This window comes from Castellaniella caeni NBRC 101664, from assembly GCF_001592225.1.
Classification (GTDB): Bacteria; Pseudomonadota; Gammaproteobacteria; order Burkholderiales; family Burkholderiaceae_B; genus Castellaniella; species Castellaniella caeni.
Genome location: NZ_BCWN01000002.1, coordinates 211,995 through 235,392, shown reverse-complemented (window position 1 = coordinate 235,392; position 23,398 = coordinate 211,995). Strand labels below are relative to the sequence as shown.

Here is a 23,398-nt window from a genome sequence, read left to right as displayed (position 1 = left end):
TGTCGTACACTTGTCTCAATGGCTGGGCCGCTGGGGCGAGCTGAAATCGCTGGCGCGCACGAACCCGTTTGTCGTGGTGGTCATGGGACAGGAGCGAAAAATGAGTTACGTATTGGTTGCCGAGCGGCTGGGGATGGAGAAGGGCCGGGCTGAGGGTCAAGCCGAACTGCTCTTGCTTCAAATTGAGCGTCGCTTTGGCCCGGTGGCTAAGGCCGTTACCCAACGCGTTCGTCGCGCCCAGGCAAAAGACCTGGAGGCTTGGTCGCTGAACTTTGTGGATGCCACGACTCTGGACGATGTGTTCAGGGATTGAAATCCGATCAATCGCGAGGGTGCCTTTCAGTTCAGTGGCGTGCCCAATGCCGTTGCGGGATGTGGGGAGAGGCGGTTATCGTTAGATGATTCTTGACATCGGTTATCCATACGCTTATCCTATCTTAACATGGTATTCGTGTATAGATAAATTGACTCAGATCGAACTTATCAAAGCTTTGCAAGCAATGGATGCTCTGGGCATGTATGTGATTCGGCGCCAGAATCTGCGTACGGCTTTTGCTCACGAGTCGGAGAAGACCTTTTCCGAGGGTCTTGCCCGCATGGTTGGCGCGGGGCTTCTTGTGTCCGCTGCGCGGGGGGTGTATGTCCACGAAGCGGCGAAGAGCCGGGACTCCTGGACGATTGAGCATGTGGCTATAGCCTTGCGCCCGGCCGACTTGAGTTACGTGAGCCTTGAGTCCGCGCTCTCGGAGTACGGGGTCATCTCTCAGATTCCTGTGGGACGCATCACTGTCATGACGACAGGGCGCTCGGGAGAATTTATGACGCCTTATGGAACCATTGAGTTCACCCATACAGATCGAGCGCCAGCAGGCTTGCGCAAGGCGATCAACCGAGTTGATGGACGTCCGCTGAGGGTGGCCAAAGTTGAAACAGCATTGAGGGATTTGCGCCGGGTAGGGCGCAATCTACATCTGGTTGATATGGCGGAGTTCGAAGAGGTTCTTGCAGAGTCCATGGACGGCGGACAGGTGGGCGGTGATCAACCTCGAGGGGCCCCTAGTACATACCCGTTCGACCGCCCAAGGCCATGAGCGAGGCCATGGCGCACAAACATCAGCACAACAGACTCGATAGAGAAATGTAATGCGAGAGGCCTTCAATGAACTGGTGTATCTGGCCATGCGCGAGCCGGGTCGTGCGCACATGCGTGCGGTGATCGAAAAAGAGCTGCTGCACTACGACATTCTTTTCGCGTTATCCCAAGGTAAGCTACTCGACAAGTTGACTTTTCAGGGTGGGACATCTTTGCGCTTGTGTCATGGGGCGCCAAGATTCTCAGAGGATCTTGATTTCGCAGGTGGATCGAACTTTGAGCTCAGCGCACTGCGTGATATTAAGGCGTGTCTTGAGGATTACCTGAGCGCCCGTTACGGCTTATTGATTCAGGTGAAAGAGCCCAAGGTTCGACCATTGATCGACGTCCACGAAGGGGGGGGGCCATCTATCGGCATCTCGAAATGGCAAATTAGCATTCAGACCTCACCTGATCGACCGGATATTCCCAGGCAGCGCATCAAGCTCGAAGTGGCAAATGTCCCCGCCTATACCCGCGAGCTCAAAAGCCTGGCCAGAAACTATCAATTCCTGCCAGATGGCTACTCGGACGTGCTCGTTGGCGTGGAGACCATGAACGAGATCATGGCTGACAAGCTCGTGTCGCTGCCAAGTTGTGCGCGGTATGTGCGTCATCGGGATATTTGGGATCTGCGCTGGCTGCAACAGCGTGGCGCGGTTCTTTCGTCAGATATGGTTGCCAATAAGGTCAGTGACTACGGCGAGCCGAACTACCTGGAGCGATTGCGAAAGATGATCGATCGGTTGCCGCAAATCACGCAAAGCGCAGCATTCAAGGATGAAATGAGTCGATTCCTGCCTCAGGATGTGCAAAATCGAACCATCGGCGCGCTGGGCTTTGACGCCTTCTTGGCCAATGAGGTGGGGAATATGTTGGCTGAGGTGGAAATTGCGCTGATGCCCCTCCAATCCCTGGATGACCGATTTCGGATGTAGCCCAACAGTCCTTGGTGCAACCCGTCCAGGTCGCTGTAAACGCACTAGAGGCTCGGGAAATGGGAGGTGGCGGAAAGCCACTCGGACGCTGACCCGCCAACCTCGGGGTCGAGGCCGTTGTGTGGCGAGGCCGTGGCGCCGAAGTAAGCGGCGGTGATCCGGCGAGAGCCGGGCTGGCTGTGGCCATGGGCAGAATAGAATCCTGTCGTCCTCGCCAATAGCCGTGGCGCGGGTGATTTGTTACGCTCGTGCATCCCCAGCCTGGGTTTTCTCGCCGCTATCCCCTTCCTTCGGGGCGGGTTCTGTATCAAAATCAATAAATGTTTGATCGCTGGATACACTCTGCGACAGCTCGTGTGGCGCTGCCTGCGCTCGTGGGGCTGTGTCTGGTGTTGGTCGCCGTGCCAGCGCCGGCTCCGGCGTTTGCCTTCGACCCGTCGGCTTTGCAGGCGTATGCGCGCAAACATTACGGTGCTCGGGCCGAGCGGGCGGTTCTGGCGTGGCAGGCCATGCTTGCGCAGGCCAAGGGCTTGAGCGAACAAGAAAAGCTCAGGGCCGTCAATGATTTCTGGAACTCGGCCCTCATCGGCGGCGAGGACATCACCATCTGGCACACGGTCGATTACTGGGCGACGCCCGTCGAGTCCCTGTCCAAGGGGGCGGGGGATTGCGAAGATTACGTCATCGGCAAGTATTTTTCGCTCATCGATCTTGGTGTGCCGCCCGAAAAACTGCGGCTGGTCTACGTGCGGGCGCAGGTGGGCAACCAGAGCATCGCGCATATGGTGCTGGGCTATTACCCCAGCCCGCAGGCCGAGCCCCTGGTGCTCGACAGCCTGGTCGATCGTATTCAGCTGGCGCATCTGCGGCCCGACCTCACGCCCGTGTTCAGCTTCAATGCGCGGGGCATCTACATGCCGGGTGGCGCGCGCCGTTCGGTGGATCAGATCGGCCGCTGGCGCGACCTGCTGCGCAAGATGCGCGCCGAAGGGTTCCAACCATAACCAGGTTTGAAAAAGGAATGTCATGTCTCTCTTAAGGCAGTTACTACTCAGTGTGACGCTGGCGATTCTGGTGATCCTGGTGGGGGCGACCGTGTTCAGCATTGGCTCGGCGCGCCAGTATCTGGATACGCAGCTGCAGGCGCAAAGCGATTCCACCGCGACGTCGCTCGCCCTGACGCTGTCGCAGCCGTCCAATCAGGATGCCACGGTGCGCGAGCTGCTGGTGTCCGTGCTGTTCGACAGCGGCCAGTTCCGCGTGGTCGAATTTCTCGATCCCACGGGCCGCATCCTCATCCGTCGTGAAATGGGCGACGGGCAGCAGGCGCAAGAAGACGCCCCCGCCTGGTTCAGCCACCTGCTGCCGCTGCAGCGCCACGAAGCGCAGCGCCAGGTGACCAACGGCTGGTCGCAGCTGGGCGTGGTGCGCCTGCAGGCCAACGACGCTTATGCGCGCGATGCCCTGTGGACGAGCACGGTGCGCATCGTGTCGCTCACGGTGGTGGCGGGGGTGCTGTGGGGCCTGTTCGTGATGGTGCTGATGCGCTGGCTGCGCCGCGCCCTGCATGACGACGTCATGGCCCGGGTCCAGGCCCTGGCCGCGCGCGAAGGCGATGGCAGCCTACCCCCGGCGCGCCACGTGGCCATCGCCGAACTGCGGGAAGTCTCCCAGGCGATCGTGCGCACGCACGAGCAGGTGCGGGCGACGGCGGCCGAACGCGAGGCGCAGATCGAGTCGCTCAAGCTGGAACTCAACCAAGATCCAGTCACGGGGCTGGCCAACCGCAAGTATTTCATCAACGAGCTGCGTCGCATGCTCGAACAGCCGGGCAGCGCCGTCGAGAGCAGCGGCCACGTCATGCTGTTCCGGCAGTGCGACCTGGGGGCGGTGAATCAGTCGCAGAACCGGCTGGTGGTCGATCAATGGCTGCGCAACGTGGGGCAGCTGGTGCTCGAGCTGCTGCACGTGCGCGTGAACCCGCAGGCCTGGGTGGCGCGTCTCAATGGTTCCGACTTTGCCTTCATGCTGCCCATGGTGCCCGGCCCGGTGGCCGTACGGGTGGCCAAGGCCGTGGCCGACGTGCTGCAGGCGCAGCGCATCGCGCTGGGCCAGGCGGGCCTGTGCCGCTGGCGCATGGCCTTGACGGACTACGCCTCGGGAGAAAACCTGTCGCAGGTGATGACGCGCCTGGACGAAGCCCTGATGCGGGCCGAAAGCGCTGGCAGCGACCAGGTGGAATATCTACCCGACCAGGAAGCCCGGATTCGCGTGGCGGGGCACGTGGGCGGCGAACAGGCGTGGCGCGATCTGCTGCGCGGGGCGCTGGATGAGGGCTGGTTTTCGCTGTCCCTGCAGGCCGACACTTCAGCCGTGGCCGAGGGTCACGAGCGCATGCAGGGCACGCTGATGCTGCAAGAACCCGGGGCCGCCGAGCCGTTGTCCGGGTATCTGTTCATGCCGCCCGCCGTGCGGCTTGGGGTGTCGGGCGACTGCGATGCCCAGGCCATGGGGCTGGGGCTAAACTGGCTCGCCACCAATCCGGGCGAACTCATCCTGAAGGTGTCGCTGGCCTCCATTCTGCATGAGGGGTTTGCCGAGAACGTCCAGGCGCGCCTTGCGGGGCGCCCCGAACAGGCCGCCCGCCTGCTGGTCGAGCTGGATGCCTATGGGCTGGTGTCGCACCGCGAGCCGATCATGGCCTTTGCCCGGGTGCTGCAGGCGCAGCAAGTGCGCATCGGCTTGCGCCGCTTTGCCGAGCAGCCCGATGCGCTGCTCTATCTGCACGAACTCAAGCCCGACTACGTGCGGGTGTCGGGCGCGCTCATCGCCGCGCAAGCCGACAGCCCGGGTGCGCGCCACCTGCTGACCGCGCTGCGGGAGACGGCGCGGGAGATCGGCGTCAAGGTCGATCTCGAAGCGCGCTGAACCGCGCCCGCCCTGGGGGGCGCCCGGGGCCCGGTGTCCAGCGTCCGATACTTGGCGCCCGGTGGCCAGCGGTCGGCGTCCGGCGCGGGCCTCTTGAGCAGGTCAGCGCAGGTTGCCGGTGTGGCCCAGCGAATAGCGCCCGGGCTGCGGCCAGACGGTCAGGCCGTGGGGTTCGCCGCCCACTTTCACCTGCTTGACCTCGCCGGTCTGCGTGTCGATGCGGTAGACCACGTCGTCGAAGCGCCCCGACAGCCACAGCCACTTGCCGTCCGCGCTGACGTTGCCCATGTCGGGGCTGCCGCCGCCCGGGATCGGCCAGTCGGCCACGATCTTTTCGCTGGCGAAGTCCATCACGGCCACGCTGCCCTTGCCCTTGGGCTTGCCGTGGATGGCGTGGGTGCCGCGGCTGGTGATGTACAGCGATTTGCCATCACGGCTGGGATACAGGCCGTGGGTGCCCAGGCCCACGGGGATGAAGCCGACTTGCTTGAAGGCGTCGCCATCGACGATGAAGACGCCGTCGGCTTCCATGTCGGCGATGTAGAAACGCTTGCCGTCGGGCGAAATGCGCACGTCTTGCGGCATGCCTTTCTTGGGCATCTTCATCTGCCCTGCGTGGTGCGCGCTGTCTTCCCGCATGCGCGTGGCGGGCAGCGGCAGTTTCAGGTAGCCCAGCACGGTGTGGTTCACCATGTCGATCTTGGCCACGCTGCCGTCGAATTCGCAGGTGAACAGGGCGTATTTGCCGTCGATGGAAAAGTCGGCGTGGTTCAGGCCGCCGCAGTCGGGCACGCTGATGGAAAACTGCATGACCATGGTGTGCGGATCGCGGAAGTCCAGCCGCCTGCGGGCTTCAGCCACGACGATGGCTGATTTGCCATCTGGCGTGAAGTACATATTGTAGGGATCATCCACCGGCACCGACGCGCCCGGTTTGCCAGTGGTGGGATCGATCGGAGTGAGGCTGCCGTCGTTGCTGCGCTCGGCGTTGTTGGCCACCCACAGGGTGCGCAAGTCCCACGAGGGCACGACGTGCTGCGGGCTCTTGCCCACCTTGAAGGTATCCACGACCTTGAGGGTCGCCGGGTCTATCACCGAGACATCGTCGCTGCGCAGATTGGGTACGTAGACGCGCGCCAGGTCGTGGGCCAGCGCCGGGCTCAGGTGGCTGGGGCCGATCTCGCTGTAGGCATTGTGCGGGTCGATGACGGGCGGCATGCCAGGCACCGTGGCAATGGCGCCGCCGACTGTGGCGGAGGCCTGCGTGGCGGCGGCCTGCGTGGCGGAGGCCTGGTTCGAGGTGGCCGTTGCTGCCTGGGCGGTGGCCTGGCCTTGATCTGCCTGGCCCTGGGGCGTCGGGCTCTGGGCGGTGGGGGGCTGATCTGCCGCAGCTGACGTCTCAGGCGCCGTCCAGGTGCCAATCACGCCGACGGCCACGGCTGCGGCGCCTGCCGCGACAGCCGCCCAGACGAGCGATTTTTTCAATACCACGATGAACTCCTTGTGCTTGAACAGAGTGGCTTTGGAATGCGGGAAAGGGTGTTCAGTGGCGCGCGGCCGCGTGCTGCTTGACCGCCGTGCGGATGGCGGCCACGGAGGTATCGACGATCAGGCGCACGCCCAGCCGACCCAGCGCCGCACTGGCCCGGGTGGGGTTGCCGTGCACGCCCTGGCTTGGGCCCCATTGGGCGCCGTGCACGAGCAGCGGGCCGCGCACCTGGGCGGGGTCGAGTGCCAGGGACAGCGAGGTATCGGCCAGGCCCGCGTGCGTGCCGATCTCGGCGGCGCTGTAGCCGCGCTGCTTGAGCGCGTCTACGTAAGCGGTCTGGGTGACGCGGTAGTAGTCGAGCAGGGCGTAGGCGCGGCTGCCGGGGGCTTTGGCCCAGGCCTGGTTCAGCCGCGTGGCGACCTTGCTTTCGCTGTGCTGGTAGCCGCCGTGGTCGCCCAGAAAGAAGATGTCGGTGAAGCCGTGCTGCCTGAAGCTGCGAGCGGCGGATTCCAGCACGGATTCAAAGGTGGCTTCGGGCACGGAGATCGTGCCGGCAAAGCGCATGTGCGCGGCGGGCGGGGTGATCGACCCCTCGGGCACGTAGGCGATGGTGGGCGCGACGATGGCGTTGCCCAGCGCCTGGGCGATCTGGCCCGCCAGCAGGTGCGCGCGCGCGTTGTGTTTGCCCAGCGCGATGTTGGGCCCGCTTTGTTCGGTGCCGCCAATGGGGATGAGGAGGGTGGTGGCGCCTGCGGCGATGCGCGCCTTCAGCTCGGGCGAGGTCAGGTCTTCAAGGTAGACGCTGGACGCGGCGCGCGCCTGCGGAGGCAGGGCGGCCCCAAGCGCGCCGAGGGCCAGGCACAGGGTCAGTGCCGCCCGTCGCATCCGCCGTTGTTTGGTGGGGGACGCCAGGGTAGGGTGCGCCAGGATTGAAACGGGTTGCTGCAGTGGGGTCAGACAGGCCATGAGACCGCCCAGGGGTGTACACGGGGGCCGGGCACAGCGCCGTGTGACCGGAGAGCATGATTTATACTACTGCCTGGCGCAGCGCTGTGTGTCTGTCTGCAGCAAACGCGTCAGGTGTTGCGTTCGCGCACCGGTTCTTTGCGCCCGGCCGCTTTGCTGGCCTTGGGCACGCCACGGTCTCCTTAGTTAAATGGATATAACTTTCCCCTCCTAAGGGAAGATTGCTGGTTCGATTCCAGCAGGAGACGCCAGTTTTTTCGTCCCCGCGCCGTCTGGCACGGGGCGTGGTCAGCCCTCGATAGCGACCTGCACGGGCTTGCCGCCCAGTGCGCCCACCAGCACGCTGGATGCGACGCTGATCAGATAACCGCGCCGCCCGCCGTTCAGGTACACCGTGTCGTATTGCAGCAGGGTTTCCTCGACCCAGACCGGCATGTGCTTGCGGGTGGCAAAGGGCGATGTGCCGCCCACCTGGTAGCCTGAATTGCGCTGGGCGGTCTCGGGCGTGCAGGGGCTGATTTTCTTGGCGCCCGTCTGGCGCGCCAGGTTTTTCGTGGATACCTCGCAGTCGCCGTGCATCAGCACCACCAGCGGGTGGCCGTGCTCGTCTTCCATGATGAGCGTTTTGGCTACCTGATGCAGCGGCACGCCCAGCTGATGCGCGGCCTCGCGCGCGCCGCCGTGATCCACGTATTCGTAGGGGTGTTCGCCAAAGGCGATCTTCTGCTGCCGCAACCAGTGCGTGGCGGGGGTCTCCGAGGTGTGCTTGGCTTTGCTCATGGTGATCGTGGTTCGTAGGTGTCGGGCTGGGGCGGCTGCGGTCGGGCGTGTCGTGATCCGTGCTGTATTCAGAGGGATTCGGTACGGTGTCAGGCGCGTGGGTGGTGCTGCGCGTGCAGGGTCTTCAGGCGCTCGCGGGCGACGTGGGTGTAGATCTGGGTAGTGGAGATGTCGGCGTGGCCCAGCAGCATCTGCACCACGCGCAGGTCGGCGCCGTGGTTCAGCAGGTGGGTGGCGAAGGCGTGGCGCAGCACGTGCGGCGACAGCGGCACGTGGATGTCGGCCTGCTGGGCGTATTTGCGGATCAACAGCCAGAAGGCCTGGCGCGTCATGGCCGCGCCGCGGGTGGTGACGAAGATGGCGTCGCACAGCCGCGCTCCCAGGATGGCGGGACGGCTTTCGTGCAAATAGCGCTCGATCCAGTGCAGGGCCTCGGCGCCCAGGGGCACCAGGCGGTCTTTGGCGCCTTTGCCCATCACCACGCGCACAACGCCGTCGCTCAGGCTGGTGTCTTGCACGTTCAGGTTCACCAGTTCGCTCACGCGCAGGCCCGTGGCATACAGGGTTTCCAGCATGGCGCGGTCGCGCAGCCCCAGCGTGCTGGTGGTATCGGGGGCGTCCAGCAGCCGGTCTACCTGGGTTTCCGACAGGGTCTTGGGGAAGCGGGCGGGCTGGCGCGCGCTGTGCAGGCCCAGGCAGGGGTCTTCGTGGCACAGGCCGCGGCGCAGGGCCCAGAGATAAAAACGGCGCAGGGCCGCCAGGCGGCGGTTGGCCGTGCTGGCCTTGGTCTGCTGAAATTGCGTGGCCAGCCACGTCTGGATGTCTTCTTTGCGCGCCGCCTCGGGCGGGCATTGGCTGTTGCGTTGCCGCAGCCAATGACCAAAGGCGCTGAGGTCGCGCCGATAGGCCGCCAGGGTGTTGTCGGCCAGGCCGTCTTCCAGCCACAGGGCATCCAGAAAGGCGTCGATGCTTGGAAATGGAGCGGGCTGCGTGGACATGTCGGCCCTGGAATTCTGCGTCAGCATGCCTGCGATTTTACCCGTCTTGCCACGCCGACACGGGATACCGGCGTCCGGGCCCAGGACAGGCGCCGACACATGGGGACGAATGCCAAAATTTTCTGGCGCAATATACCTATATATATTACGATAGCTGCCTGGTGACCATCGGATGGTCGCCGAACAATCGTCGACCACTCGTCTCCCTGCCGGGCGTGCGCTATACCGCTTGTCGTTTGCTTGCCGTTTTATTGACTGCTTGCCTTTCACAGGAGTCCCCGATGCTGTTTCGCCGCGTGTTTGCGCTCTGCGCCCTTTCGTGCCTGGTGGCGCCCGCCATGGCCGGACAAGTGCTGGTGGCGGGCGCCGCCAGTCTCACTAATGCCTTCAAAGATCTGGCCGCCCAGTACGAGAAGGCGCATCCGGGCACCGAAGTGCTGACGACGTTTGGCGCCTCGGACGTGGTGCTGCGCCAGATCGTCGAAGGGGCGCCGGCGGATGTCTTCGCCTCGGCCGACCAGAAAGCCATGGATAAAGCCGTGCAGGCCAAGGCGGTCGATCCGGCCACCCGGGCCAATTTTGTGCGCAACGAGGTGGTGCTGGTGGTGCCCGCGAACAATCCGCAGGGCATCCAGTCCTTGCGGGATTTCGGCAAGCCGGGCGTGCAGCGTATCGCGCTGGGCAACCCGGATTCCGTCCCCGTGGGGCGCTACACCAAGGCCGCGCTCGAAAAGGCCGGGGCCTGGGATGCGGTCAAGGCGCACGAGATTTTGGGCCAGAACGTGCGCCAGGTGCTTAGCTACGTCGAGCGTGGCGAGGTGGATGCCGGCTTCGTGTTCGCCACGGACGCCGCGATCATGAAAGACAAGGTCAAGGTCGTGCAGACGGTCGATACGCCCACGCCGGTGGTCTACCCGATTGCCCTGGTGACGCGCGCGGGCCGAGCGCCCGAGGCGGCTGGCTTCCTGCAATACGTGCTCTCACCCGAAGGGCAGGCTGTGCTGGCCACGTATGGCTTTGCCCGGCCCTGATGGCCTTTTGCGCCGACAGGCGGCGTACAGGCACATTTTTATGGCTGTTTTGTTGTTGATCATCACCCGCATCCGCATCCGCATCTGTGTCTGCGTTTGCGCCCGTCACATCGCCAGCGCGTGCGCGCCGGGGCTGGTGCGTCATGCCTGAACTCTGGGTGCCTTTGCTGCTGTCCCTGAAAGTGGCCGGCTGGGCCACGGCGCTTGCCACCGTGGGCGGCATTGCCGTGGCCTACGGGCTGTCGCGCTGGTCGTCGCGCTGGTGCGACGTGCTCGACGCCTTGCTCACCTTGCCCATGGTGCTGCCGCCCACGGTCACGGGCTATTACCTGCTGGTGCTCTTGGGTCGCCGGGGCGCGCTGGGGCAGTGGCTGCAGGCGCATGGCATCGAGCTGGTCTTCACCTGGCAGGGGGCGGTGGTGGCGGCGGCGGTCGTGGCGTTTCCCATGGTGCTGAAGGCCGCGCGTGCCGCTTTTCTGGATGTCGATCATCGACTTGAACAGGCTGCTGCGGTGCTGGGCGTGTCGCCCGCCGCCGTGTTCTTTCGCGTCAGCCTGCCGCTGGCGTCGCGCGGCATTCTGGCGGGTGTGCTGCTGGCCTTTGCCCGCGCACTGGGCGAATTTGGCGCCACCCTCATGGTGGCGGGCAATATCCCCGGCAAGACGCAGACCTTGTCCATTGCCATCTACGAGGCCGTGCAGGCGGGCAACGACGACACCGCCAACGTGCTGGTGCTGGTCACATCGCTGACCTGCGTCGTGGTGCTGTGCCTGGCCGCCTGGCTCATGCCGGGTGGCCGCGTGCCGCGCCGGGTGAGGCGTTCATGAGCGTGCGGGTGGACATCCGCTGCCGTGTGGGCGGCGCCGACGGCTTTTTGCTGCAGCCGGTCTGGCAGACCGAGGCACGCCGCGTGGCGCTCTTCGGGCCATCGGGCTCGGGCAAGACCCTGACGATGCAGGCGCTGGCCGGCCTGCTGCGGCCCGAGGCGGGTCACATCCAGGTCGATGGGCGGGTGCTGTTCGACGCCGCCGCCGGGATCGACGTGCCGCCGCGCGAGCGGCGCCTGGCCTATCTGTTCCAGGATTACGCCTTGTTCCCGCATCTCACGGTGCGGCAGAACATCGGCTTTGGCCTGCGCAAGGGGTGGCTCAACTGGCCCGCAGGCCTGCATTGGCTGCATCGAAGCGCGGCACGGAATCGGCCACGTGCGGCGCAGGGCACATCGCCCGATGACGTGGCCGCCTGGGCGGGGCGAGATGCCCGGTCGTTGGGCCGGGCCCGCGCACTGCCCGAGCAGGCCATGCGCTGGGTTCGCGCCTTTCATCTGGCTGGGCTGCTCGACCGCTATCCGTCGCAGTTGTCGGGCGGGCAGCGTCAGCGCGTGGCGCTGGCGCGCGCCTTGTCCACCGATCCCGGCCTGCTGCTGCTGGACGAGCCCCTGTCCGCGCTGGACGTGGGCCTGCGCGCGCAAATGCGCACTGAACTCGCGCAGTTGCAGCGCGACATCGACATCCCGACCGTGCTCATCACGCACGATCCGGCGGATGTGCAGGCGCTGGCCGATCAGGTGTTCGAGATTGCCCAGGGGGTCGTGGTGGGCAGTCGGGACGTGGTTCCCTGAACGTTCGGGCTGTTCTGTGTGCGATCCAGCGTGTTCGCGGCATTCTGCCCGGATCGGGCTGTGCGCCTCCTGCGCCTTCGTGGGCGCCGAGTGTGGACTGCTTGCGCCTGTGGACTGCCTGTGTGATGGTTCAGTCCAGGGTGCCGATGAGCACGTCCCGGGCGTGAAAGCTGGCGCGGGCGAGGGTGCCCGCCACAGGCGTCGCGCCACCTCCCGCATCGCGGGCGGCCAGCCCGGTGACGTGCAGGCGGGGCGTGATCTGCAGCGTGATTTCGTCGCGGGTCGCGTCTTCGACGTGGTCGCTGATGCGGCCCGTCCAGCGGTTTTCCGCTGGGTGGGCGCGAACCCCTGCGGCGGCCGCCCCTGCTGGCTGGGCCCGGGATGCGGCGGTCCGGTTTTGCGGGCTGGTGTCCGGGTCTGGGCTGAGAACCGGGTCAAGGTCGATATGAACCGCCTGGGCCTTGATGAAGGCCAGGGCCTGTCGCCCGACGGACAGCAGCAGCCGCTCGGTGCTGGCGTGGGTGAGTGTGGCGGTCAGCGTCGTGGCGTCGTTCAGACGCAGCTGGACGCGGTCGTTGATGCCGTCGGAGACGATGTCCGTGACGGTGCCCTCGAAGCGGTTGCGCGCCGAGGTTTGCAGCGTCATGCGGTGCAGCAGGTTGAGATTGTGCAGGCTGTCGGGGTCGACGCGCGCGAGGGCGTCCATGAAGCGTTGGTGTTCGGCCTGGGCGGCTTGATACCAGGCCAGCAACTGGCGTGCGCGGTCGGTCAGCGCCGCGCCGCCGCCGCGCCTGCCCCCCGTGACGCGCTCGACCAACAGGTCGCCCGCCGCTGTGTTCATGAGATCCACCGCGTCCCAGGCGGCCTTGTAGCTCAGGCCCACCTTGCGCGCCGCGGCGCTGATCGAGCCTTCGGTGTCGATGGCGGCCAACAGCGCCATGCGGCGCTCGGACCCCCAGGTCTGATCGCCGCTGCGCAGGCTGAGCGTGGTGCTTAATTCTGGACGAGCTGGTGCTTGCATGGGCGGTGGTTTGGTACGGGTGGAAGTCGGCAGGGAGGGCGTGCTGGCGCCATGGTGCCGCCAAACGGCGCTGCCCGCACGCGCGTCGCGCTGTCATCATCATAGCGGGTCGGGCCGATGTGGGGTCGATGCGGGGCCGATGCGGCTGGCAGCGGCGCGGATCGGCCAGGCAGATTCCGGTACGGTCGCGAGCCATCAAATAAAATGGCTGCCATCGTTCGTTTTCACAGGGGTTGTCCCATGTCCGAGCACTTTCCTTTGCAGCGCCAGCACCCCGATCAGCTGATCGTGGGCCTGGTGTCCGTGTCCGACCGGGCCTCGTCCGGCGTCTACCAGGATCAGGGCATCCCCGCGCTCAGCGACTGGTTGCGGCGCACGCTGACGCAGCCGCCACAGATCGTCTCGCGCCTCATTCCGGACGAGCGCGACGGCATTGTCGCGACCTTGCGTGAATTGGTGGACGCGGCGCGTTGCGACCTGGTGCTGACCACGGGCGGCACGGGGCCGGCCCGCCGGGACGTCACGCCCGAAGCGACGCTGGACGTGGCCACGCGCGAGATGCCTGGCTTTGCCGAGCAGATGCGCCAGGTGAGCCTGAAGTTCGTGCCCACGGCCATTTTGTCGCGCCAGGTGGCGGTGATCCGCGAGCTGCCCGACCACGCGGCGCTCATCATCAATCTGCCCGGCCAGCCCAAGGCCATTGCCGAAACCCTGGAAGGTCTGCGCGGGGCCGACGGCGGCGTACAGGTGCCAGGGGTGTTTGCCGCCGTACCGTATTGTCTCGATCTCATCGGCGGCCCCTATGTCGAGACGGATGAAGCCATCGTCAAGGCGTTTCGGCCCAAGTCGGCGTTGCGCCGGCCGTAGGGCGCCGCGCGCAGTACCGGCGCTGCGTGTTTCTGCTGGTCATCAGCAGTAATTCCCATTACGCCTTAAAATCCCGGAATCCGATTTTTCCACTATTTCACCCTTTGGAGGTCCAGCCATGGCCCTGGTTTCCATGCGTCAGCTCCTCGATCACGCAGCCGAACACGGCTACGGGATTCCGGCATTCAACGTCAACAATCTGGAACAAGTCCAGGCCATCATGGAGGCCGCGGCGCAGACGGACAGCCCCGTCATCATGCAGGCCTCCGCGGGCGCCCGCAAGTATGCCGGCGAAGGCTTTCTCAAGTACCTCATTCAGGCCGCGGTCGAATCCTATCCCCACATCCCGGTGGTCATGCACCAGGATCACGGCCAGTCGCCCGACGTCTGCCAGGGGGCCATCAATCTGGGCTTCTCCAGCGTCATGATGGACGGCTCGCTGATGGCCGACGGCAAGACCATCTCTTCCTACGAATACAACCTGGACGTCACCAGGCAGGTGGTGGCCATGGCGCACAAGCTGGGCGTCACCGTCGAAGGTGAACTGGGCTGCCTGGGTTCGCTCGAAACCATGAAGGGCGACAAAGAAGACGGTCACGGCGCCGAGGGCACCATGACGCGCGAACAACTGCTCACCGACCCCGAACAGGCGGCCGACTTCGTCCAGCAGACCCAGCTCGACGCCCTGGCCATTGCCGTGGGCACCAGCCACGGCGCCTACAAGTTCACGCGCAAGCCCACGGGCGACATCCTCTCGGTGCAACGCATCAAGGAAATCCACGCGCGCCTGCCCAACACCCACCTGGTGATGCACGGCAGCTCCAGCGTGCCGCAAGAACTGCTGGCCGAAATCCGCCAGTTTGGCGGCGACATGAAAGAAACCTACGGCGTGCCCGTCGAAGAGCTGCAAGAAGCCATCAAGTTCGGCGTGCGCAAGGTCAACATCGACACCGACATCCGCCTGGCCATGACGGGCGCCATTCGCCGCTTTCTGGCCGAAAACCCCGGCAAGTTCGACCCGCGCGAATACCTCAAGCCTGCCCGCGAAGCGGCCAAGAAAGTCTGCCTGGCGCGCTACGAACAATTCGGCACGGCCGGTCACGCCTCCAAGATCAAAGCCATCCCCCTGTCGGACATGGCGGCCCGCTATGCCGCGGGCGAACTCAAGCAACTGGTGAAATAAACCCGATGAAGGCCTTGCTCCAATCTTCCATTCAGTCGCTGCCCCTGCTGGGGCGCGGCAAGGTCCGCGACATGTACGCCGTGGGCGAAGACAAACTGCTCATCGTCGCCACCGACCGGATCTCGGCCTTCGACGTGATTCTCGACGACCCCATCCCCGGCAAGGGCAAGGTGCTCACGGCGCTCACCGAGTTCTGGCTCGAGCGCCTGGGGCACCTGGTGCCCACGCACGTCACGGGCATTGCCCCCGAAGACGTGGTGGCACCCGACGAGCGCGAACAGGTGGCGGGTCGCGCCATGGTGGTCAAGCGCCTCGACCCCATCCTCGTCGAGGCCGTGGCGCGCGGCTACCTCATCGGCTCGGGCTGGAAAGACTACCAGGCCAGCGGGGCCGTGTGTGGCATCGCCTTGCCGCCCGGCCTGCGTCAGGCCCAGCAGCTGCCCGAGCCCATCTTCACGCCGGCGGCCAAGGCCGAATTCGGCCAGCACGACGAAAACGTCGATTTCAACTACGTCGTGGCGCAAGTGGGGGCCGATCTGGCCGCCGAGATCCGCCGCGTCACGCTGGCGCTCTACACCGAGGCGGCCACCTATGCGCGCAGCCGCGGCATTCTGATTGCCGACACCAAGTTCGAGTTCGGCCTCGATGCCCAAGGCACGCTGCATCTCATGGACGAAGTGCTCACGCCCGATTCGTCCCGCTTCTGGCCCGCCGACAGCCACGCGCTGGGCATCAGCCCGCCGTCCTTCGACAAGCAGTTCGTGCGCGACTGGCTCGAGACGCAAGACTGGAACAAGACGCCGCCCGCGCCGCGCCTGCCCGCCGAGGTCATGGAACGCACCGCCGCCAAGTACCAGGAAGCCCTCGATCGCCTGACCCAGGGGGCGGCATGACGGCTGCGCAGCCTGTCTCCGATCCCGTGTCTGCCGCCGATGCGCGCCCGGTGGCGCCGCAGGTCGGCATCATCATGGGCTCGTCCAGTGACTGGGACGTCATGCGCCATGCCGTGGCAGTCTTTGATGAGTTCGGCATCACCCATGAGGCCCGGGTCGTCTCGGCGCACCGCATGCCGCTCGACATGGTCGAGTACGGCGCCCAGGCCGTGGCGCGCGGCCTGCGGGCCATCGTGGCCGGGGCCGGGGGCGCTGCCCATCTGCCCGGCATGATGGCGGCACTGACGCCGGTGCCCGTCTTTGGCGTGCCCGTGCCCTCACGCTACCTGCGCGGCGAAGATTCCCTGTTGTCGATCGTGCAGATGCCGCGCGGCGTGCCTGTGGCCACCTTCGCCATCGGCGAATCCGGGGCGGCCAATGCGGCCTTGCACGTGGTCGCCAACCTTGCCATGAACGACCCCGCGCTGCTGCGCCGCCTGCAAGAATACCGCACCCGGCAAACCGAGGCCGCGCGCGCCATGGTGGTGCCGCCGGAGGCCGCATGAGCCATCCTGCAAACCACGGCGCGCAGCAGGCGGCATCCCGGGGCCAGGCCGTCGAGGCCACCGTCGTGCGCCTGCCGCTGGCGCCCGCCGCGCCCGGTTCCTGGCTGGGTGTGCTGGGCGGCGGCCAGCTGGGCCGCATGTTCTGTCACACCGCCCAGGCCCTGGGCTATCACGTGGCCGTGCTCGATCCCGCCGAGTCCAGCCCGGCGGGCATGGTGGCCGACCGTCACCTGCGCGCGGCGTACGACGACCCCCGGGCACTGGATGCGCTCGCGCAGCTGTGCGTGGCCGTCACCACCGAATTTGAAAACGTCCCGGCCGACAGCCTGCGCCGCCTGGCGGCGGCCGGCTGCCTGACGACGCCCGCGGGTGATTCTGTGGCCATCGCGCAAGACCGCTTGGCCGAAAAGTCGTATCTGCAGGCCTCGGGCGTGCCGGTGGCCGCCCATGCCGCCGTGCGGGTGCTGGCCGACCTGGACGCCTGTGACGAGACGCTGTTTCCGGGGGTGCTCAAGACCAACCGCCTGGGCTACGATGGCAAGGGCCAGGCGCGCGTGGCTTCGCGCGCCGAGGCGCGCACGGCGTTCGAATCCCTTCAGGGGGTGCCCTGCATTCTCGAAGCCCTGCAGCCGCTGGCATACGAAATTTCCGTGATCGTGGCGCGCGGGCTGGACGGCCAGACCGTCACCTATCCACCCTCGCGCAATGCGCATCTCAACGGCATCCTGGCCCTGTCGGTGGTGGACGGTTCGGTGCCCGCCAGCGTGGCCGACGTGGCGCGCCAGCACGCCTTGCAGGTGGCCGAGCACCTCGATTACCACGGCGTGCTGTGCGTCGAATTCTTCGTGCTGCGCGACGGCCGGGTGCTGGCCAACGAGATGGCGCCTCGGCCGCACAACAGTGGCCACTATACGCAAGACGGCTGCCTGGTCAGCCAGTTCGAACAGCAGGCCCGCGTCATGGCGCGCCTGCCGCTGGGCGACAGCGACACCCTGTGTCCCGCCGCCATGCTCAATCTGCTGGGCGACCTCTGGTTCGACGCGCAAGGCCGACGGCGCGAGCCCGACTGGGCCGGTGTGCTGGCGGTGCCGGGCACGCGCCTGCACCTGTATGCCAAGGCCGACGCGCGCCCCGCCCGCAAGATGGGCCATGTCAACGTGCTGGCCCCGACGGCCGCCGAGCTGCATGCGCGCATTGCCCAGGTCAATGCCGTGCTGGGGCTGCCCGATGCCTAGGCTGGATCAGGGCCTCATCATCGAGGCCGCGCACCGTCTGGCCCAGGGCCGTCTGGTGGCCTTCCCCACGGAAACCGTGTACGGCCTGGGGGCCGACGCCGAAAACCCGCGGGCGGTGGCCCAAATCTACGCGGCCAAGAAACGCCCGGCCAACCATCCCGTGATCGTGCACCTGGCCCCGGATACCGATCCCGCGTACTGGGCCGCCACGGTGCCGCACCAGGCGCGCCAGCTGATGGCGGCCTTCTGGCCCGGGCCGCTTACGCTCATCCTGCCGCGCGCCGCGCATATTCCCGCCGCCGTCAGCGGCGGCCAGGACAGCATTGGCCTGCGCTGCCCCTCGCATCCGGTGGCGCAGAGCCTGCTGCACGTCTTTGCCGCGCTCAAGCCGCATGGCTGCGGCGGGGTGGCGGCCCCGTCGGCCAATCAGTTCGGCCACGTGTCGCCCACCCGGGCGGAACACGTGCGCGCCGAATTTCCCGATCTGGACACGCAGTCCCTGATGATTCTCGAAGGGGGTGAGTCGCAGGTGGGCATCGAATCCACCATTCTCGACCTGTCGCGCCTGGATCAGGGGATGGGGCCCGCTTTGCTGCGCCCAGGGCGGATCACCGTCTTGCAGCTGGCCGAGGTGCTGGGCAGCCTGCCAGCCCAGCCCGATGCCGCGGCGCCCCGGGTGTCGGGCTCGCTCAAGGCGCACTATGCCCCGCATACGCCGGTGGCGTTGCTGAGCGGTGATGTTGCGCAGCTGCTCAGCCAGGCGCAGGACGCCGTGCTGGCCTGCGAGGCGCGGCAAGACGGCCGTCACGCGGCGCCGGTGCGCCTGGCCGTGGTGGTGCTCGATGCCGCGCCCGGCCCCGCGCCGCGCGGGGTGGACTGGATCGTCCTGCCCGCCAACCCGGCTACCTATGCCCGGCGCCTGTACGCCGTGCTGCGCGAGCTGGATGCCGCCGCCTATGACCGCATCCTGCTGCAGCGGCCTCCCCAGGGGCCCGAGTGGCAGGGGGTCAACGATCGCATCAGTCGGGCCGCCGCCGCGTTCACGATCTGAGTCTGAGCAGCGACGCGCGGGGGGCGGCGACCGCCGTCTCCGGTTAAACTGGCCCATTGTCGTGCTGCGGGGCGCAGGCCCCCGGGACTGTTCTGGATACTGTCATGAAATTCAAGGAATTCGAACCTGGCCTGGTCATCCGTCATGGCCCCGTGGTGGTCGACGAAGCCGAGATGCTGGCCTTTGCCAAGGCGTATGATCCGCAGTGGTTTCACGTGGATGCCCAGCGTGCGCAAGACAGCCGCTGGGGCGGCCTGATCGCCAGTGGCTGGATGACCTGCGGCCTGGCGATGCGCATGGCCGTCGAGGCCGCGCTGCACGACTCCGAGTCGTTCGGCTCGCCCGGGCTCGAGCGCCTGCGCTGGATACTCCCGGTGCATGCGGGCGATCAGCTGCGCCTCGAAGCCACCGTCGATTCCAAGCGGGTGTCGTCTTCGCGCGAAGACCTGGGCATCATGCGCTGGACGTGGCGCCTGTTCAACCAGGATCAGCAGCAGGTATTCGAGGTGGAAGTCACCAGCCTGTTCGAGCTCGAACTGCCCGCCGCCTGAACCTCTATTTGAACACCACCGTGCGTCGGCCATTGAGCAGAATGCGGTGTTCCACGTGCCAGCGCACCGCGCGCGACAACACCACCGATTCCACGTCGCTGCCGATGCGCGTCAGGTCCCGGGGGCCCATGGCGTGATCCACGCGCTCGATGTCCTGCTCGATGATGGGGCCCTCGTCCAGATCCTGGGTCACATAATGGGCCGTGGCGCCGATGATCTTCACGCCGCGCGCGTGGGCCTGGTAGTAGGGCCGCGCACCCTTGAAGCTGGGCAGGAAGCTGTGGTGGATGTTGATGGCCCGGCCTTCCAGCGCGCCGCAGAGCTCGCTGGACAAAATCTGCATATAGCGCGCCAGCACGACGAGATCCACACTCGCCTGCTCGACCAGCGCCAGAATCTGCCGCTCTTGCGCCGCCTTGGTCTCGGGGGTGACGGGCAGGTGGTGAAAGGGCAGGCCGTGCGACTGCACCAGCGGCTGAAAATCCGTGTGATTGGAGACGACTCCCGCCACCTCGGCGGGCATCTGGCCGCTGCCGATGCGAAACAGCAGGTCGTTCAGGCAGTGCCCCTGGCGGCTGACCAGGATCAGCAGCCTGGCCTTGCGGCGCGGGTCGTGCAACTGGTATTGCATGCCGAAGCGCTCGGCCACGCCAGCGAAGTCGTGCTGCAGGGCCTCGACCGTGGCTTCCTGCGGTAAAGAAAAGTGCACGCGCAGGAAGAACTGCTGCGTGTCCAGGTCGCCGAACTGCTGGGCGTGGATGATGTTGCCGTGGTGCGTCAGCAGCCAGCTGCTGACCGTGTGGACGATGCCCATGCGGTCGGGGCAGGAAAGCGTCAGGATGTAGTCGTGCATCGAACTTAGTTGCGTGAGAGGGGTTCGCTGGCCTGGGTGAGCTCAAAGTCGCCCGCGTGGTAGATGAGCGGCGAGAGCAGCTGGCGGCTGCAGTGCTCGACTTGACCCACGAAAATGAAGTGGTCGCCCGCGCGATGCTGCTGCGTGTTGTGGCATTCGAACCACGCCGCGCAGCGGCTGTCGGCCAGCATCAAGGTGCCGTTGGGCGCGCGTTCGAGCGCCTGACCTGCGAAGCGCTGGGCCTGGGGGCCTTTGGCGAAGTGGCGGGCCAGGTCGATCTGGCTGGCTGACAGCACGTGGATGACGTAGCGCTCCAGCCGCAAAAAGGCGTCCAGCGAGGCCGCCGCCTGGGTGAGTGACCACAGTACCATCGGCGGTTCGAGCGAGACGGAGCTGAACGAGCTGATGGTCAGGCCGATGGGCGCGCCGCTGTCCGGGTGTTCGGCGGTCACGATGGTGACCCCCGTGGGAAAGCGGCCCAGTGCCGAGCGGAAATACAGCGACGGAAAATCGGCGGGAGTCGGGGGGGAGACCATGGCGCGCGTCAGGGGGCCAGGCGGCCGATGGCCCAGGTTCCGTCCGCGGCCCGGGTGTAGACCAGCCGGTCGTGCAGCCGGGATGGGCGCCCTTGCCAGAATTCGACCCGTCGGGCCTGGACGCGGTAGCCGCCCCAGTGCGGCGGGCGTGCCGGATGTTCGCCCAGTTCTTGCGCCAGGGATTGCGCGCGCGCCGCCAGCGCTTCATGGCTGATGGGCTGGCTTTGCGGCGAGGCCCAGGCGCCGATGCGCGAGCCCAGGGGGCGACTGTCGTAGTAGGCGTCCGATTCTTGGGCGGATACCTGCGCGACCGGCCCTTCGATGCGCACCTGGCGTTCGAGTTCGGGCCAAAAGAACAACAGGCTGGCGTGCGGGTTGGTGTCGAGTTCGCAGCCCTTACGCGACTGGTAGTTGGTATAGAAGACGAAGCCTTGGGCATCGAAGCCCTTGAGCAGCACGATGCGCGCCGAGGGGTGGCCCGCGGTGTCGGCGGTGGCCAGCGTCATGGCCGTGGGTTCATGCACGTCGCTGTGCAGCGCCTGCTCGAACCATTGCCCGAATTGCGCGTAGGGGTCTGCCGCGACGGCGTTTTCCAGCAGTTCGTATTTCTGGTAAGTCTGGCGGATATCGGCGATGGACGTCATGTCGGCTCACAAAGGGGGGGATTCGGTGTGCTGCAGGGCGCGGGCGATGGCGCGCAGCTGGTGGTCGATGATGCCGACGGCTTCCAGGGCCTGCGCGGTCTGCAGGACGTAGTCGGTGCAGGCGCCGTAGCGTCCGTGGCCCTGGCGGATGATGCGCACGGTGTGATCCAGCGGCAGATTGGGGACATAGCAGGCGTCCGCGCGGTTCATCGTGAACACCAGCCCGCGCACCACGCCTTGCGGGGTGCGGCACTTGAGCCAGCGCGGGATGTAGGCGGCGCTGGGCATTTCGCGTTTCCACAGCGCGCGCATGATGTCCGGCACCTGCGCGCCCGCGATGCGGAACACGCGTCCGGCGCACGAGCCGCCCACGTCCAGGCCGAAGACCAGGCCGGGCTGTTCGGGGGTGCCGCGGTTGACGCGCGACCACAGGCACAGGGCCCGGTGATAGCCGTGTACGCGGGCGTCGCGCGCTTCGAGGAAGGTGAATTCGGGCCGCCAGATGAGCGAGCCGTAGCCGAAAATCCAGAGGTCGGACTGGCCGTCCCAGTGCTGCAGCGCGCGCCCGATCGAGGCTTCGTGCCAGGCGGCGTCCCGCAGCGAGAACGCCTCGGGTGCGGGCGGCTGATGCGGAAGACGGGAGGCGGGCGCGTTCACGGGGCAATAGAAATCGGGCTGAGAATACTTCTATTGTAGTGGAGGCGCCGCAAGGGCGTCGGCCGCCCGCGGGCGCGGCAGGGGCATCGGCTAGCGCGGCAGTGAACCCTTACCCGCTCGGTCGCCGACGGCGTCACCGGGGTCAACGAGCCTGTGCGGGCGTGGCAAAATGGTGGAGTGTCGGCGGTGTTTATGGTGCCGGTGGTGTCCCTGCCGGCGTGCCACGCGCGTCTGTTTTCCTGCTTTCCTGTCCTGTATGTCCAATCTGACTTCTTCCATTGACCCGGCTTGTGCCGCCCGTTCTTCCTTGACGCGGCCCGAAGCGTCAAAGCCTGCGCCGGCCGGGCCGGGGGCCGGGCTGCCCACCGCGCTGGATGCCGACCTTGAGCGCCGCTTCGGCGGCATCGACCGCCTGTACGGGGCGGGGGCCTGGCACGTCCTGGCGCGGCTGCGGGTGGTGGTGGCGGGCATCGGCGGGGTCGGCTCCTGGTGCGCCGAGGCGCTGGCGCGCTCGGGCGTGGGGGCCATCACGCTGGTGGACATGGATCACATCGCCGAATCCAACGTCAACCGCCAGGCGCATGCCTTGGGCAGCACGCTGGGGCAGGCCAAGATCAGCGCCATGGCGGCGCGCGTGCGCGACATCAACCCGGCCTGCCAAGTGCACGAAATCGACGATTTCGTCAGTGCCGAGAACATCGCCGACATTCTGCGCACCGCCGCAGGCCGTGACGCGGACGGTGGCACGGGTTTGGGCGTGAGTGCGGACGTGGGTGCGGGTGATACTGGCGTGGGTGACGCGGACGGGCCGTCCGGCCCCATTTTGCTGGATTGCACCGATCAGGTGCCTGCCAAGATCGCCATGATTCTCACGGCGCGCGCGCAGGGCTGGCCGGTGCTGGTGTGTGGCGGCGCGGGCGGCAAGACCGATGCGCTCACGCTGCGCGCCGGTGACCTGTCGGTGGCGACGCACGACGCCCTGCTGGCGCGCATCCGCCAGCAGCTGCGCCAGCGCCATGGCTATCCCAAGGGGGGCGCGGCGGGCGGCAGGCCCAGGCACCGTGTGCCGCGCATGGGAGTGCCCTGCCTGTGGCTCGACCAGCCCGTCATCCTGCCCAGCGCCTGGGCCGATCCCGCGGCGGCCTGCGCGCTCGCGTCCGAGCCGGGGACGGCAGCCCCCGGGGCGCCAGCGGCCTCGGCATCCAAGGCGGGCTCGGCAGTCCCCGCAGCCCCACAGGGGCTGTCGTGCGCAGGCTACGGCTCTATCGTCACGGTGACGGCGGCGATGGGCCTGACCGCCGCCAACTGGGCCATCCAGCAGGCCTTGGTACGTGCGCGCCAGCGTGCGCCGCTTGCCTGATCTGTCAGTGTCACGTCAGCGACAGCGCTTAGCGTCAACGCTGGTGTAGCATGAGCGCACCATGCAGTCGAGCCGGCCCCGCTGTACGCGGAGCGCCATCATTCAAGAACCGCCCATGC

General features: G+C 66.6%; 25 protein-coding genes and 1 tRNA gene. 17 read left to right on the top strand and 9 right to left on the bottom strand.

Annotation, left to right across the window (positions count from 1 at the left end):
- The 5 genes from CCA01S_RS02305 to CCA01S_RS02285 all read left to right on the top strand — a co-directional run.
- On the top strand, window positions 1-313 hold a 313-nt coding region (locus tag CCA01S_RS02305; protein WP_198149887.1), incomplete at its 5' end, for a DUF4351 domain-containing protein.
- Between the two features lie 85 nt (window positions 314-398).
- Window positions 399-1,091, top strand: coding sequence for a type IV toxin-antitoxin system AbiEi family antitoxin (abiEi, locus tag CCA01S_RS02300; protein WP_180984229.1), 693 nt, complete (start codon window positions 399-401; stop codon window positions 1,089-1,091).
- Between the two features lie 52 nt (window positions 1,092-1,143).
- Window positions 1,144-2,070, top strand: coding sequence for a nucleotidyl transferase AbiEii/AbiGii toxin family protein (locus tag CCA01S_RS02295; RefSeq protein WP_066453455.1), 927 nt, complete (start codon window positions 1,144-1,146; stop codon window positions 2,068-2,070).
- Between the two features lie 356 nt (window positions 2,071-2,426).
- A complete protein-coding gene (locus CCA01S_RS02290; protein ID WP_439951495.1) occupies window positions 2,427-3,074 on the top strand; it encodes a transglutaminase-like cysteine peptidase in 648 nt (215 codons plus the stop codon).
- A 22-nt stretch (window positions 3,075-3,096) separates the two neighbouring features.
- Window positions 3,097-4,998, top strand: a complete 1,902-nt coding sequence (locus CCA01S_RS02285; protein ID WP_084386358.1) for a bifunctional diguanylate cyclase/phosphodiesterase — start codon at window positions 3,097-3,099, stop codon at window positions 4,996-4,998.
- 102 nt (window positions 4,999-5,100) lie between these two features.
- Here the strand turns inward: CCA01S_RS02285 and CCA01S_RS02280 are convergent, their stop codons facing one another.
- On the bottom strand, window positions 5,101-6,489 hold the full coding sequence (locus tag CCA01S_RS02280) for a YncE family protein (RefSeq protein WP_066453448.1): 1,389 nt from the start codon (window positions 6,487-6,489) through the stop codon (window positions 5,101-5,103).
- A gap of 52 nt (window positions 6,490-6,541) precedes the next feature.
- Window positions 6,542-7,372 carry a creatininase family protein gene (locus CCA01S_RS02275; RefSeq protein WP_066453441.1) on the bottom strand — a complete coding sequence of 277 codons (831 nt, stop codon included), beginning with the start codon at window positions 7,370-7,372 and terminating at the stop codon, window positions 6,542-6,544.
- Between the two features lie 257 nt (window positions 7,373-7,629).
- On the opposite strand from CCA01S_RS02275, the gene CCA01S_RS02270 reads away from it, so the two are divergent.
- A tRNA-Arg gene (locus CCA01S_RS02270) sits at window positions 7,630-7,704 on the top strand.
- 37 nt (window positions 7,705-7,741) lie between these two features.
- Here CCA01S_RS02270 and CCA01S_RS02265 read toward each other — a convergent pair.
- Together CCA01S_RS02265 and xerD are read right to left on the bottom strand one after the other, a co-directional pair.
- On the bottom strand, window positions 7,742-8,233 hold the full coding sequence (locus CCA01S_RS02265) for an aminoacyl-tRNA deacylase (protein ID WP_066453437.1): 492 nt from the start codon (window positions 8,231-8,233) through the stop codon (window positions 7,742-7,744).
- Between the two features lie 89 nt (window positions 8,234-8,322).
- Window positions 8,323-9,258 carry a site-specific tyrosine recombinase XerD gene (gene xerD / locus CCA01S_RS02260; protein WP_084386356.1) on the bottom strand — a complete coding sequence of 312 codons (936 nt, stop codon included), beginning with the start codon at window positions 9,256-9,258 and terminating at the stop codon, window positions 8,323-8,325.
- A 254-nt stretch (window positions 9,259-9,512) separates the two neighbouring features.
- On the opposite strand from xerD, the gene modA reads away from it, so the two are divergent.
- The 3 genes from modA (at window position 9,513) to CCA01S_RS02245 (ending at window position 11,883) form a co-directional block, all read left to right on the top strand.
- The gene (modA, locus tag CCA01S_RS02255; RefSeq protein ID WP_066453434.1) at window positions 9,513-10,262 is read left to right on the top strand and encodes a molybdate ABC transporter substrate-binding protein; all 750 of its coding nucleotides are present in this window, start codon (window positions 9,513-9,515) and stop codon (window positions 10,260-10,262) included.
- Window positions 10,263-10,405: 143 nt separating this feature from the next.
- Window positions 10,406-11,089, top strand: a complete 684-nt coding sequence (gene modB / locus CCA01S_RS02250) for a molybdate ABC transporter permease subunit (protein WP_066453431.1) — start codon at window positions 10,406-10,408, stop codon at window positions 11,087-11,089.
- Complete coding sequence (locus tag CCA01S_RS02245; RefSeq protein ID WP_066453429.1) at window positions 11,086-11,883, top strand: ABC transporter ATP-binding protein; 798 nt, start codon at window positions 11,086-11,088, stop codon at window positions 11,881-11,883. The genes modB and CCA01S_RS02245 overlap by 4 nt, the downstream gene beginning before the upstream one ends.
- Before the next feature lie 130 nt (window positions 11,884-12,013).
- Here the strand turns inward: CCA01S_RS02245 and CCA01S_RS02240 are convergent, their stop codons facing one another.
- Window positions 12,014-12,904 carry a TOBE domain-containing protein gene (locus CCA01S_RS02240; protein ID WP_084386354.1) on the bottom strand — a complete coding sequence of 297 codons (891 nt, stop codon included), beginning with the start codon at window positions 12,902-12,904 and terminating at the stop codon, window positions 12,014-12,016.
- 240 nt (window positions 12,905-13,144) lie between these two features.
- On the opposite strand from CCA01S_RS02240, the gene mog reads away from it, so the two are divergent.
- The 7 genes from mog to CCA01S_RS02205 all read left to right on the top strand — a co-directional run bounded on the left by mog (window position 13,145) and on the right by CCA01S_RS02205 (window position 19,229).
- Window positions 13,145-13,771 (top strand): molybdopterin adenylyltransferase, encoded by a 627-nt coding sequence (mog, locus tag CCA01S_RS02235; RefSeq protein ID WP_084386352.1) that lies wholly within the window; start codon window positions 13,145-13,147, stop codon window positions 13,769-13,771.
- A gap of 118 nt (window positions 13,772-13,889) precedes the next feature.
- A complete protein-coding gene (gene fba, locus CCA01S_RS02230) occupies window positions 13,890-14,954 on the top strand; it encodes a class II fructose-bisphosphate aldolase (protein ID WP_066453424.1) in 1,065 nt (354 codons plus the stop codon).
- A 5-nt stretch (window positions 14,955-14,959) separates the two neighbouring features.
- Entirely contained in the window at window positions 14,960-15,847 is an 888-nt protein-coding gene (locus CCA01S_RS02225; RefSeq protein ID WP_066453422.1) for a phosphoribosylaminoimidazolesuccinocarboxamide synthase, read from the top strand.
- A complete protein-coding gene (gene purE / locus CCA01S_RS02220; RefSeq protein ID WP_066453419.1) occupies window positions 15,844-16,392 on the top strand; it encodes a 5-(carboxyamino)imidazole ribonucleotide mutase in 549 nt (182 codons plus the stop codon). The genes CCA01S_RS02225 and purE overlap by 4 nt, the downstream gene beginning before the upstream one ends.
- Complete coding sequence (locus tag CCA01S_RS02215; RefSeq protein WP_084386351.1) at window positions 16,389-17,627, top strand: 5-(carboxyamino)imidazole ribonucleotide synthase; 1,239 nt, start codon at window positions 16,389-16,391, stop codon at window positions 17,625-17,627. The genes purE and CCA01S_RS02215 overlap by 4 nt, the downstream gene beginning before the upstream one ends.
- Window positions 17,620-18,678, top strand: coding sequence for an L-threonylcarbamoyladenylate synthase (locus tag CCA01S_RS02210; RefSeq protein WP_066453416.1), 1,059 nt, complete (start codon window positions 17,620-17,622; stop codon window positions 18,676-18,678). The genes CCA01S_RS02215 and CCA01S_RS02210 overlap by 8 nt, the downstream gene beginning before the upstream one ends.
- A 104-nt stretch (window positions 18,679-18,782) precedes the next feature.
- Entirely contained in the window at window positions 18,783-19,229 is a 447-nt protein-coding gene (locus CCA01S_RS02205) for a MaoC family dehydratase (protein ID WP_066453413.1), read from the top strand.
- A gap of 4 nt (window positions 19,230-19,233) precedes the next feature.
- On the opposite strand, the gene purU is transcribed toward CCA01S_RS02205, so the two are convergent.
- From purU to CCA01S_RS02185, 4 genes are read right to left on the bottom strand one after another with little or no spacing between them, the layout of a single operon-like run.
- Window positions 19,234-20,082, bottom strand: a complete 849-nt coding sequence (gene purU, locus CCA01S_RS02200) for a formyltetrahydrofolate deformylase (RefSeq protein ID WP_066453410.1) — start codon at window positions 20,080-20,082, stop codon at window positions 19,234-19,236.
- A 5-nt stretch (window positions 20,083-20,087) separates the two neighbouring features.
- A complete protein-coding gene (locus CCA01S_RS02195) occupies window positions 20,088-20,618 on the bottom strand; it encodes a flavin reductase family protein (RefSeq protein WP_066453408.1) in 531 nt (176 codons plus the stop codon).
- Between the two features lie 8 nt (window positions 20,619-20,626).
- Entirely contained in the window at window positions 20,627-21,262 is a 636-nt protein-coding gene (pdxH, locus tag CCA01S_RS02190; RefSeq protein ID WP_066453407.1) for a pyridoxamine 5'-phosphate oxidase, read from the bottom strand.
- A gap of 6 nt (window positions 21,263-21,268) precedes the next feature.
- Window positions 21,269-21,919, bottom strand: a complete 651-nt coding sequence (locus tag CCA01S_RS02185; protein WP_103035383.1) for a gamma-glutamylcyclotransferase — start codon at window positions 21,917-21,919, stop codon at window positions 21,269-21,271.
- 256 nt (window positions 21,920-22,175) lie between these two features.
- On the opposite strand from CCA01S_RS02185, the gene CCA01S_RS02180 reads away from it, so the two are divergent.
- Window positions 22,176-23,279 carry a tRNA threonylcarbamoyladenosine dehydratase gene (locus CCA01S_RS02180; protein ID WP_084386349.1) on the top strand — a complete coding sequence of 368 codons (1,104 nt, stop codon included), beginning with the start codon at window positions 22,176-22,178 and terminating at the stop codon, window positions 23,277-23,279.
- The last annotated feature ends 119 nt before the right edge of the window (window positions 23,280-23,398 follow it).